The following is an 11,802-nucleotide window of genomic DNA, read 5'->3' as shown; positions in this document are numbered from 1 at the left end:
GGTGGGTTGCAGGCGGGTCCAAGGTGATCAAGCGGCGCAACGAAGTCGGCGCGATCAACGGGTGACTAGGGACTGCTGTTCTCTACCTCACAATCACCAAGCGTAGCCCACAGCGCTGCCCCACAGGAAGGGCAGACCCGGTTGGGCCCGCTGCCGGTTGGGCGGGGTCGGATAGGATCGGCTCGGACGGGTACCGGCGTTGGGGTTTTGGTGGCTGAATCACATGAACACAACATGGCGTATTTCGCCTGGTTCCACCGGGAAAACGCGAACAGCGCCGTCGGATCTTAACGCTGCTGCTCCTCGGGCGGATGATGTGCTTGTTGATCCTGCAGATCCACCACCCCTTGGACGCGAGCATCATGGGCTCGTTCGGTGACCTGAACGTTGTGTGGGGCCGGTTCACCGAGCGCTTACTGGCCCCGATCACCAGCCCCGCCACCTTCGACTTTGGGATCGATGCCAACGGCTGGATTATTGGCGCCACCGTCACCATCTTGGTGGCCCTGGTCTTCAGCGAGCGCAACCCCCTCGGCATCGCCAACGATCCCCAGGCCATGGCCCTGGATGAGTTGCTGGAACTACTGACGTTCCTGGTGGGGATTGCCGCGGCGGCCACCATGTGGATGGCCCTGCACAATGTGTTCTTCCTGCCGTCGGACCCGGATTCGGGCGCCAAGTTCTTCCTGGCACTGCTATGAGTGATGCTGGTGATCTTCTCGGTGGTCCGCCAACGCGACGCTGCCGCCCAGCGCGAGATCGACGAGTTCCACCTGGCCACCTCCATGCGCCTGCACACCCGCCGGTGGGTGCGGATGTGGGGCGTCTCAGTACGGAACCGGATGTGGGGCGTCTCAGTACGGAACCGGATGCGGGTGTCGCCGCGAAAAGCGGTTAGGCGCGCAACGTGGTGGGCCGGCTCCGGCCTGATTTTCACCCTGGCCACGCTGATCCCTTTCAGCGGCTTCCCTGCCCTTCAGCTGCTGGGATCCGCGGTGACCCTGGTCGCCATCGCAGTGATCGTGGCTACCCTAATCGCGACAGCGATTTCGCTGTACAGGAGCAACCCGCACCCCGGCGTGGGGCTTGGCTACGCGGTGATGCTGATCGTGATCGTGGTCTTGACGGTCGCAAGCCCCCTGGCCGCCGCTGCCGCGCAGAATGAGAAGCTCTTCGACTCCCTGCTGGGATACTTCCTCTGGTTGGTACCCTCGGTGTCCCTCATTTTCCGCAAGCCCCAGTCGGCGCACATGGGTCAGCTGGAAATTCGCATGGCGGCCCGCCAAGCAACCGTTTCATCCGCGCGGTGGTGGCCAGTTTTGATGGCGCCAGAGAGTGCGCCTACTGGATCGAGCTGGCGACGGAGACACACCGGCAAAAGCGCTATGAGCTCAAGTTAGCCAAACTGGAGGCCGGAGAGGCTGCGGCCCGGGAGCTGTAGGGTGCCAGAAGGCACCGCGTCGGCACCTAGGCGGGATTCTCTTACTGACCTAAGTGCTGGCGTCGTGCGGGTCTAGCGGAACAGCCCGCTGTAGGCGTTCAGGGCCAACTGCCCGCCTAAGTGCGCGTACAGGACGTTGCTGGTGGCCGGGATGTCACGGCTCTTGACGAGGTCGATCAGCCCGGCCATGGACTTACCCTCGTAGACGGGGTCGATGATCATGCCCTCGAGGGAGCCGGTGAGGCGGATTGCGTCCATGGTGGATTTCACCGGGGTGCCGTAGTAGTCCCCGGCCCAGCCTTCCAGCACGGTGATTTCGTCGTCGCGCAGCTCCCGGCCCAGGCCGATCAGCGCCGCGGTGTGACGCGCTATCCTGGCCACCTGCGCGCGGGTTTTCTCAATGGTGGCGGAGGCGTCGATGCCGATCACGCGGCGCGTGCGGTCCTGTCCGGCAAACCCGGCGATCATGCCCGCGTGCGTAGACCCGGTGACAGTGCAGACGACGATGGTGTCGAAAAAGACGCCCAGCGTCTTTTCCTGCTGCTCCACCTCGTAGGCCCAGTTGGCGAAGCCGAGCCCACCCAGGTGGTGTTCGGAGGCGCCAGCGGGGATGGGGTACGGCTTACCGCCGGCGTCCTCAACCTCCTTGATGGCCTGCTCCCAGCTGCTGCGGATGCCGATGTCAAAGCCGGCCGGATCAAGGCTGACCTTGGCTCCCATGATGCGCGAGAGCAGGATGTTGCCCACCCGGTCGGAGAGCGGGTCCGGACAGTCCACCCAGTTCTCCTGCACCAGACGGGCCTTCATGCCCAGCTTGGCGGCGACGGCGGCCACCTGGCGGGTGTGGTTCGACTGGTACCCGCCGATGGAGACTAGGGTGTCGGCGCCCTGGGCGATGGCATCCGGGACAATGTATTCCAGCTTGCGGGTCTTGTTGCCGCCGAAGGCCAGTCCGCTGTTGACGTCCTCACGCTTGGCCCAGATCTTTGCCCCGCCCAGGTGCGCGCTCAGCCGGGGCAGGTCATGGATGGGGCTGGGGCCAAAGGTCAGCGGGTAACGCTCAAAGTCTGAAATTGCCATGGTGGACATCCTTCTCGGGTGGGGCTTCTCGTGTGCGGGGCCGTGGGGGATGGCCGTGGGGGATGGCCGTTAGCCGGCCTAGCACTGTTCCGGACCGCACCGGAACAACCTATGACCAGCATATGCAATATATTGCATACTGAAAGGCTGGTTTGTCAAGGGATTTCGTGCTTTCGCGCCATTTCCCCCCGCGAGCGATATATTCTATGTTGCATGCCCACTCCCCTTCCCCAAGGAATCCACAAACGGTCACTGCTCCGTGAGGACGTGTACCACTCCATCCGGGACGCCATTGTCAACGGCACCCTGGCCCCCGGCGAACGCCTGAAGGACCCCGAGCTCGAGGCCTGGCTGGGAGTGAGCCGGACGCCCATCCGGGAGGCCCTGCTGCGCCTGGAGCGGGCCGGGCTCATCATCGCCACACCCGGTCGCGCCACCACGGTGGCACCGCTCGACCCGGGATCCACGGTGAACGCCCAGCAGGTGGTGGCCGCCATGCACGAGCTTGCCACCCGCCTAGCCGTGCCAGCCTTGGGTGCCCCGGACCTGGCCGCACTGACGGCCGCAAACACCCGGTTTTCCGCCGCCCTGGATGACGACGACGTGGACGCCGCCTTGGCTGCAGACGACGACTTTCATTCAGTCTTCATTGGGCGCTGCGGCAATGCGATGATTCCCGAGGTCCTGGATTCGGCGCTGCCGGTGCTGCGGCGGGTGGAACGCCAGCGCTTCAGCTTGCATTCGGCCCGCCATTCGGTCACAGCCCATGCGGAGATCATCCGGCTGGCCGGGATGGGCGACGCCGACGCCGCCGCGCTGGCGAGCAGGGAGAACTGGCTGTCCCTTGGCTCGGGGACGGACGGCTAGGCACCCGCACACGATCCGCCGGCGCCCGCCACAGCGGGCCATGAACTAGTTGCCGGCAGAGCCGAGCATCCGCTCAACGGCCTCGCATGCGCCCAGGCCATTCTCGCTGGCGTCGGGGGTGTGGCAGGCAATGCGGCGCAGCAAGGTCCTGAAGACCTCTCGCTCGGCCGGTTCCAGGGCCGCCAGCACCACGTCTTCGATTTCGGCTACACGACGCTGCAAATCTGTCAGCGCGGACTTGCCTTCGTCCGTCGCCGCCACGATGCGGGCGCGGCGGTCCACCGGGCTGAGCTGGCGTTCCACCAGGCCGGCCTGCACGAAGTCGTCAATCAAGTAAGTCATGACGGTGCGGTCGATACCCAGGTGCTGGGCGAGCGCCAGTTGGTTGGGCAACTCCCCTCCCACCACGGCAACAAGCACCTGGTACCCGCGGGCCCCATGCGGAAGTCCACCCATGGCTGCGGTTGAGGCGTTTTGGTAGTTGCGCACCAAGACGCCCAGCGTCCACCCAAAATCCTCCTGGGTGCTGCCCTTGACGTCAGTGCTATTGCTCATGGCATCCATACTAACGCACCACTGCGCTTTACAGCAGATCATATGAGAGTAAGATCGTCTGTATAACAACGTATATGGATGGAGTTTCACGGCATGACTGCACTGACACAGACCCTGGGCATCCTCGGCGCGGGAAAGGTGGGGACCGGCCTGGCACGCCAGGCACTACTGGCAGGCTACCGCGTCCTGATCGCGGCATCGGGGGACCCTAAGAACATTGACTTGATCATTTCGGTCATGGCCCCGGGCGCCGTTGCCGCCTCCGCCGCCCAGGTCACGGCCGAGTCGGATTTGATCGTGCTCTCGGTCCCGTTGCACAAGTTCCGCAGCCTGGACCCGGCGGCCCTGGCTGGCAAGCACGTGGTGGACACCATGAACTACTGGCGCGACACCAATGGTGAGATGCCCGAGCTGGAGGATGCGCCGTCGAGCTCGGAAATGGTCCTGGCCCACCTCCCCGGGGCACTTCTGGCTAAGTCGTTGAACCACATTGGCTACCACGAGCTTGAGCTCGACGCCCGCCCGACCGGCTCCCCCGACCGCCGCGCCCTGGCGGTGGCCTCGGATCACAACACCACCCGCGCCATAGTGCTTGAGTTCGTGGAGCGCTTGGGGTTCGACGGCGTCGATGCCGGGGCGCTGGCCAACGGCACCGCGCTTGAGCCGGGCACCCCGATCTTCACCGGCACCTTTGACATGGCCGGGATTGAAAAAGAGTTACTGGCCCAGCTTGACGCCGGCGTCGAACGCCAGCTCAGCGCCAGTCTCGGCTGATATCCCTGCCACCCAGTCCGGTCGATTCAATTTGCTAGATCCTCGAGTGCGGGGCATCGCGACTCCACCGTGCGGGCCAGTTCCTCATAGCGTTCTTTGGCTCTCGGGGGCCGAAAATGCTGACATTGAGCCTGATTGCGCTAAATCCTAGGCGAATTCACTTATCAAGGCCAAAAAGGCCGCGCACGTCAAGGTCGCCTTCGGCGCCTCTGGTGATGCCCCCCGGCGCGCCCTCGACCGGGCTCGCGGCCACGTCGTCCCCCACCAGGCCGGCAGCTGTCCGGCGTCGTCAGCGAGGGCAGGGCGCCACGCCATACTTACACCAGCACAGCCCAAGGCCGAACGAGTGTCGAATCCTCGCCTGGGGCACCCCACGACGGGGATGAGGGTTGCCGCCCGACCGGCCAGAGCGCATGCGGGCTTGTCCGCGGCAAGCCCGCCGTGAACGGCCACGGTAAATGGCCGTGTCAAACATTCCTTAAGATTGAGTTATGAGCGCAACACTTGTGGCCAAGGACCTCTCCGGCGGCCACGCCCATCGCACCTTGTTCAGCAACCTCAATCTCACCGTCGCCCCGGGCGACGTGGTGGGCGTCGTCGGCGCCAACGGGGCGGGCAAGTCCACCCTCCTGCGGCTGCTGGCTGGGGCCGACACACCTCAGGCCGGCACCGTCAGAACGGCCCCGCAGGACGCCTTCATCGGCTGGCTTCCCCAGGAGCATGAGCGCATTGAGGGCGAGAGCATCGCCGCCTACATTGGCCGGCGCACTGGGTGCAGCGAGGCCACCGAAGCCATGGAGTCCTCCGCAGAGGCGCTGGGCTCCGGCAATGCCGAGGACGATGACCTCTACGCCAACGCCCTGGACCACTGGCTGGCGTGCGGCGCCGCAGACCTGGACGAGCGGATCCCGGCCACGCTGGACGAATTGGGTCTGGATGTGGACCCCGACGCCGTCATGACGGGGCTTTCCGGCGGCCAGGCGGCCCGCGTCGCCTTGGCCGCACTTTTACTGAGCCGATTCGACATCGTGCTGCTGGATGAGCCCACCAACGACCTAGATCTGGCGGGCCTGGCCCGGCTCGAGGAGTTCGTGAAGGGGCTGCGCGGCGGCGTCGTGCTCGTCTCCCACGACCGCGAGTTCCTGGCCCGCTGCATCACCAAAGTAGCGGAGTTGGACCTGGCCCAGAACAAGGTGGCCGTGTACGACGGCGGCTACGACGCGTTCCTGGAGGAGCGTGCCATCGCCAAGCGTCACGCCCGCGAGGCCTACGACGAGTTCGCGGATAAGAAAGCGGACCTGGTGGGGCGGGCCCGCACGCAGCGCGAATGGAGCTCACAGGGCGTGCGCAATGCCATGAAGAAGAGCCCGGACAATGATAAGATCCGGCGCAGGGCAGCCACCGAGTCCTCCGAGAAGCAGGCCCAAAAGGTGCGCCAGATGGAATCCCGGATCGCCCGCCTCGATGAGGTTCAGGAACCGCGCAAGGAGTGGGCACTGCAGTTCAGCATCGGTGCCGCCCCGCGCTCCAGCACCGTTGTAGCCACTCTTAACCAGGCCACGGTCCGCCACGACGGTTTCACCCTGGGCCCGGTCTCCGTCCAGGTCAACGCCGGAGAACGGATCGGCATCACCGGCCCCAACGGTGCTGGCAAGTCCACCTTGTTGCGCCTGCTCCTGGGCCGCCAGGAACCGGACGACGGCGTTGCCTCCCTGGGCGCCAACGTGGCTCTGGGCGAGATCGACCAGGCACGCAGCCAGTTCCCGGAGGACACCCCGCTGGGCACCGCGTTCGAGGACCTGGTGCCCGAGCTGAACCAGGCCGAGGTGCGCACGCTCCTGGCCAAGTTCGGGCTCAAGGCAGACCAAGTAACGAGTCCGGTGGGCAGCCTCTCCCCCGGCGAACGTACTCGCGCGTCGCTGGCCCTGCTGCAGGCACGCGGCGTGAACGTCCTGGTCCTGGATGAACCCACCAACCATCTGGACCTGCCTGCCATCGAGCAGCTCGAGGAGGCGCTGGGCGGCTACGAAGGGACGCTTCTGCTGGTCTCCCACGACAGGCGCCTGCTGGAAAACGTCCATCTCGACACCCGTTGGGACGTCCGCGAGGGCAAGGTCACCGTACTCTAGCCCCTTGGCACCTCTCGGGGGCCGTTGTGGTGATTCGCCGCTGGCCGACCAGGGGCGAATCACCACAATGGCCCCCGTATCATTTCCACGAGGTCAATGAGTTAGATTTCCTTATCTATTGGATGACTTTGACTTAATATTCCTAAAATGTTGCAATGGGTAACAGGTGCGCTGCCTCATTGGATCGGCAGCAAACCATCTTCAGATCCTTGGTGATTGCCTTTTCGGCCACCAAGATTAGGGCCGTTTCTCCCGCCATTTAACCTGGGCGGGATTGATTCCATGGGCCCCGGGCAGCCTCCGCTGCTTGCACCACTGCCGCAGTTTGAACTGCCGCCGCGCATCGTGCGCTTTGTAGCTCCGCCACGGATGCGCCGCCTGAGGCCACCGACGTTTTCCGGAGTGTGGATTTGAAGCGTCATATGCGACGGCTGAAATCGATCCAATGAATGAGGAGAAAAGCATGACATTGCGAGTCGGAATCATTGGTGCGGGCCCCAGTGGCATGGCACAACTGCGGGCATTTGAATCAGCGCGCAAAAAAGGTGCTGACATCCCGGAGATCATGTGCTTTGAGAAGCAGGGCGACTGGGGCGGGCAGTGGAACAGCAGCTGGCGAACGGGCCTGGATGAGCACGGCGAGCCGGTGCACTCCAGCATGTACCGTCACCTGTGGTCCAACGGCCCCAAGGAATGCCTGGAATTCTCCGACTACTCCTTCGACGAGCACTTTGGCCGCGCCATCTCCTCCTTCCCCCCGCGCGAGGTCCTCTTTGACTACATCAAGGGCCGCGTCGAAAAGTCCGACGTCCGCAAGTATGTTCAGTTCAACACCGTGGCCCGGCACACCAGCTACAACGCCGAAACCGAAGAGTTCACGTTGACCGTGGAGAACTTGGCGAACGGCACCACCACCGACCACGTCTTTGACAAGCTCGTCGTGTCCACGGGCCACTTCTCCATCCCTGAGGTCCCCGAGTTCAAGGGCATCAACTCCTTCCCCGGCGAGGTCCTGCACGCCCACGACTTCCGCGGCGCCGAGCGGTTCGCCGCAAAGAACCTACTCATGATCGGCAGCAGCTACTCCGCCGAGGACATTGGCATGCAGGCCCACAAGATGGGCGCGGCATCGGTCACCTTCAGCTACCGCACCGCCCCCATGGGCTTTGACTGGCCCGAAAACACCGTTGAGCGCCCACTCGTCACCCATTTTAAGGGCCGCACTGCGCATTTCTCGGACGGCACCCAGGGCGAGTTTGACGCCGTCGTACTATGCACCGGGTACCAGCACAAGTACCCGTTCCTGCCCAGCGAGTTGACGCTGAAATCCAAGAACGTGCTGTATCCGGCCAATCTCTACAAGGGCGTGGTGTGGCAGCAGAACACCAATCTGTTCTACCTTGGCGCGCAGGACCAGTACTACACCTTCAACATGTTCGACGCGCAGGCCTGGTACGCCCGCGACGTCATGATCGGCGCGATTGAGCTGCCGTCGCTGGCCGAGCGTGAGGCGGACATCCAGCTCTGGCTCGAGCGCCAGAGCGCGCTGCCGGACCACAACGCCGAGGCGGATTTCCAGTCGGACTACCTGCGTGAGCTCATCGCCGCCACCGACTACCCGCCGTTCGACCTTGACTCGGTGTCGCAGCTGTTCAAAGACTGGATGAGCCACAAGGAAACCGACATCCTGGGCTACCGGGACATGGTCCACCGCTCCGTGGTCACCGGCACCATGGCCACCAAGCACCACACTCGCTGGCTCAACGCCATGGATGATTCGCTGGGGCGCTACCTCCACGGCCCGTCCCAGGACGTGGACACCGGCACTCTGGCCGCCGTCACCGGGGAGTTCAGCGCCAAATAGCGCCTAGTCAATAAAGCGGACCGGACAAGCAACTTGTGACGGCCCATTGACATGGTTGCGAAACAGGCGCATTCTAAAAACATAATTTACGTTTTTAGATGGAGAAGTCATGGCTACCAGTTCAGTTCCCGCACCGTCCACCGGTCTCGCCAGCCACGCGCTGCAGCGCACCAAGGCCGAGCCAGCTTATGGGGCATTCCTGATGCTGTGGATTGGCTTCATTGCAATCCCCACGATCATGGGCTTGGACAAGTTTTTCAACGTCCTCGCCAACTGGGAAAACTACCTTGCACCGTGGTTGCTGGGTATTTCCCCGTTCAGCGCCCACACCATGATGCTCATCATTGGCGTGGTGGAGATCGCGACGGCAATCATGGTGGCGCTCCGCCCGAGGTATGCAGCGTTTGTCGTGGCACTCTGGTTGGCGGGGATCATCGTCAACCTGCTCACATACTCGGGGTTCTACGACGTGGCCCTGCGTGACTTCGGTCTATTGGTTGCCGCACTGGCACTAGCGGTCCTGGCCAGGACCTACACCCAACCTGGCATCCGCAACGGCGGCATGAAGTAGCGCCCCGCCGCCGTTGAGGGGGCAGATCACCACCCTAATTGGTGTGGTGATCTGCCCCCTCAACGGTTTTTCGTGCTGGAACGGCGTCGACTAGGACCGGATGGCTCTTCAGCAGGGGACCACCAAAACGCGAGTGGAACTTTCACAGCCCAGTTCCGCCCCCGTCTCTTGCCCTAATCAGTTGCAGGGAGAACCATGGTAGTTATGGGTCGTTTTATAACCCCCAGGGCCCATGTCGGAAGGCCGTGCCGTGTTGCATATAAGTGATGTAGATCTTACGAGCCTGGCAATGGCACTGGAAAACCATTTCATGGACTACGACACCTTCTTCTGGATGGACCCTGCCACCGGCCGGATTCAACTGTGGGGCGAAGAAGCTGCAGACGAAGCCGACGCCGAAGGCTGGGACATCGAGGATCGCGGCGGCGTCCGCATCGAGGCCATTGATTCCTTCGAGGTCTTCGGGGACATGGAGGCGTTCATTTTCAGCGTGAAGGACCCGCATTGCCGGGCCGAACTCGCCCGGTCAATCGACCGCAGCAAACCATTCCGGCATTTCAAGGACGCGCTGCACCAATTCCCGCAGGAGCAAACCGATTGGAACGAATTCCATGACGCGATCATGAAAGTCAGGGCCATCGAATGGTTGCGGGACAACGGCCTGGTGGAATCTGCCGAGGCTGAGGCAACCGTGGTCCAGCTCCGCCCCATCGCCTGATCGTCGCAGCCGACGCCAGCCGACGCGCGGTTGACAGCAAAGGCCCGGACGGTGCCCCTGAAATCCTTGACGGAAAAGGGACACCCTCCGGGCCTTTGCTAAAGCAGTGCTGTTTACGCTTCTACGATGATGACCGTGTAAACCGGCTTGCGTCGCAGGGCGCGGTCCGACCAGCGCAGCAGGGCGTCGGCAATGGCCTTTTCGGCGCCGTGGCCGGTCTTTTCACCGCGGAGCCCGGCAACCGTCTTTTCCACGATGCCAGTGGCCTTCTCGATGTCCTTGTCGGTGAGGTTGAAGCCCACCGCAAAGTACTCCGGGTCCTCTTCGATCTTGCCGGTGTCGGGATTGACGATCAGCAACACCGTGACGGCGCCGTCCTGGGCCAGGCGGATCCGGTCCTGCAAGGACTCCTCGGTGGCCGCACCGGCAACCATGTTCTCCACGTACACGTAGGCGGCGGGGACGGAACCGCTAATCTTGACGACGCCGTCCTTGAGGTCCAGCGCCGTGCCGTCGTCAACGATGAACGCGTTCTTCGGGTCGACGCCGGTGCGTACGGCCAGTGCCGCGTTCGCCTTCAGGTGGCGGTATTCGCCGTGCACCGGCATGACGTTCTTGGGGCGCACCAGATTGTAGCAGTAGACCAGTTCGCCGGCGCTGGCGTGCCCGGAGACGTGGACCTTCGCGTTGCCCTTGTGAATCACATTGGCGCCCTGCTTGGTCAGGTCGTTGATGAGACGGTAAATCGAGGACTCGTTGCCGGGCACCATGGAGCTGGCCAGCAGGACGGTGTCGCCCTCGGTCAGGTTGATCTGGTGGTCTCCGTTGGCCATCCGTGCCAGGGCTGCCATGGGCTCGCCCTGCGAACCTGTGCAGATCAGGACGGCCTTGGTGGCGTCCATCTTGGCCAGTTCCTTGGCGTCGACCAGCATGCCGCGCGGAATCTTCAAGTAGCCAAGTTCGCGGGCAGTGGTCATGTTGCGGACCATGGAGCGGCCCACAAACGCGATCTTGCGGTTGTACTTGTGCGCGGAATCGATGATCTGCTGGATGCGGTGCACGTGGCTGGCGAAGCTGGAAACCACCACGCGGCGCGGGGCCGTGCGCATGACCTGGTCGATGGCCGGGATCAGGTCGGCCTCGGCGGCCAGGAAGCCGGGGACCTCGGCGTTGGTGGAGTCGGGCATGAACAGGTCCACGCCTTCCTCGCCCAGCCGGGCAAAGCCGGCCAGGTCGGTGATGCGCTTGTCCAGCGGGAACTGGTCCATCTTGAAGTCGCCGGTTTCCAACACCAAGCCGGCAGGGGTACGGATGGCAACGGCCAGGCCGTCGGGGATGGAGTGGTTGACGGCCAGGAATTCGACGTCGAACGGGCCGTACTTGCGACGGTCCCCTTCCTTGACCTGGATCAGTTTGCCCTTGATCCGGTGTTCTTCAAGTTTGGTCTTGAGGAAGGCCAGGGTCAGCTTGGCGGAAATGACGGGGATGTCGGCGCGGTGCTTGAGCAGGTACGGCACGCCGCCGATGTGGTCCTCGTGCCCGTGAGTGAGCACCAGGCCCACAACGTCCTGCCAACGGTCCTTCAGGTAGGAGAAATCAGGCAGGATCAAGTCCACGCCGGGATGGTGCTCCTCAGGGAAGAGCACCCCGCAGTCAACGATCAACAGCTTTCCTGCAAATTCGAAGACGGTCATGTTGCGGCCGATCTCCCCCAAACCTCCGAGGGCGACGATGCGCATTGCCCCTTCGGCAAGGGCGGGCGGGGTCTGGCGGGCGGTTCTTCTCATGGGGTCCGTTCTCTAT

Annotated in this window: 11 protein-coding genes; 8 read left to right on the top strand and 3 right to left on the bottom strand. The window is 63.5% G+C overall.

Translation table 11 applies throughout. From position 1 onward, the window contains the following. Window positions 1-320: 320 nt before the first annotated feature. Together AOC05_RS17260 and AOC05_RS17255 are read left to right on the top strand one after the other, a co-directional pair. Window positions 321-701, top strand: a complete 381-nt coding sequence (locus AOC05_RS17260) for a hypothetical protein (protein WP_062008694.1) — start codon at window positions 321-323, stop codon at window positions 699-701. A gap of 3 nt (window positions 702-704) precedes the next feature. Continuing rightward, the gene (locus AOC05_RS17255; RefSeq protein ID WP_062008692.1) at window positions 705-1,400 is read left to right on the top strand and encodes a hypothetical protein; all 696 of its coding nucleotides are present in this window, start codon (window positions 705-707) and stop codon (window positions 1,398-1,400) included. Between the two features lie 113 nt (window positions 1,401-1,513). Here AOC05_RS17255 and AOC05_RS17250 read toward each other — a convergent pair whose 3' ends face one another. Continuing rightward, window positions 1,514-2,521: a 1-aminocyclopropane-1-carboxylate deaminase gene (locus AOC05_RS17250; RefSeq protein ID WP_062008690.1), complete on the bottom strand. Its 1,008-nt coding sequence runs from the start codon at window positions 2,519-2,521 to the stop codon at window positions 1,514-1,516. A gap of 213 nt (window positions 2,522-2,734) precedes the next feature. Here AOC05_RS17250 and AOC05_RS17245 point away from each other — a divergent pair, with 213 nt between their 5' ends. Next, on the top strand, window positions 2,735-3,388 hold the full coding sequence (locus AOC05_RS17245; protein ID WP_062008688.1) for a GntR family transcriptional regulator: 654 nt from the start codon (window positions 2,735-2,737) through the stop codon (window positions 3,386-3,388). 45 nt (window positions 3,389-3,433) lie between these two features. Here the strand turns inward: AOC05_RS17245 and AOC05_RS17240 are convergent, their stop codons facing one another. Continuing rightward, window positions 3,434-3,943 (bottom strand): MarR family winged helix-turn-helix transcriptional regulator, encoded by a 510-nt coding sequence (locus AOC05_RS17240; RefSeq protein ID WP_062008682.1) that lies wholly within the window; start codon window positions 3,941-3,943, stop codon window positions 3,434-3,436. Between the two features lie 93 nt (window positions 3,944-4,036). Between AOC05_RS17240 and AOC05_RS17235 the strand changes: the two genes are divergently transcribed. The 5 genes from AOC05_RS17235 (at window position 4,037) to AOC05_RS17215 (ending at window position 9,999) form a co-directional block, all read left to right on the top strand. Continuing rightward, complete coding sequence (locus AOC05_RS17235; RefSeq protein WP_062008680.1) at window positions 4,037-4,717, top strand: NADPH-dependent F420 reductase; 681 nt, start codon at window positions 4,037-4,039, stop codon at window positions 4,715-4,717. Between the two features lie 491 nt (window positions 4,718-5,208). Then, a complete protein-coding gene (locus tag AOC05_RS17230) occupies window positions 5,209-6,846 on the top strand; it encodes an ABC-F family ATP-binding cassette domain-containing protein (RefSeq protein ID WP_062008678.1) in 1,638 nt (545 codons plus the stop codon). Window positions 6,847-7,309: 463 nt separating this feature from the next. Beyond that, window positions 7,310-8,710, top strand: a complete 1,401-nt coding sequence (locus tag AOC05_RS17225; protein WP_062009988.1) for an NAD(P)-binding domain-containing protein — start codon at window positions 7,310-7,312, stop codon at window positions 8,708-8,710. Between the two features lie 109 nt (window positions 8,711-8,819). Next, complete coding sequence (locus AOC05_RS17220) at window positions 8,820-9,281, top strand: hypothetical protein (protein ID WP_062008676.1); 462 nt, start codon at window positions 8,820-8,822, stop codon at window positions 9,279-9,281. Window positions 9,282-9,570: 289 nt separating this feature from the next. Next, a complete protein-coding gene (locus AOC05_RS17215) occupies window positions 9,571-9,999 on the top strand; it encodes a UPF0158 family protein (protein ID WP_062008674.1) in 429 nt (142 codons plus the stop codon). A gap of 113 nt (window positions 10,000-10,112) precedes the next feature. On the opposite strand, the gene AOC05_RS17210 is transcribed toward AOC05_RS17215, so the two are convergent. Then, window positions 10,113-11,786 carry a ribonuclease J gene (locus AOC05_RS17210; RefSeq protein WP_062008672.1) on the bottom strand — a complete coding sequence of 558 codons (1,674 nt, stop codon included), beginning with the start codon at window positions 11,784-11,786 and terminating at the stop codon, window positions 10,113-10,115. Window positions 11,787-11,802: the final 16 nt, after the last annotated feature.

Origin of the sequence: Arthrobacter alpinus (assembly GCF_001294625.1) — a bacterium.
Classification (GTDB): domain Bacteria; phylum Actinomycetota; class Actinomycetes; order Actinomycetales; family Micrococcaceae; genus Specibacter; species Specibacter alpinus_A.
Note: the sequence above shows the minus strand (reverse complement) of the source record. Positions and strands in the feature narration are given on the sequence as shown.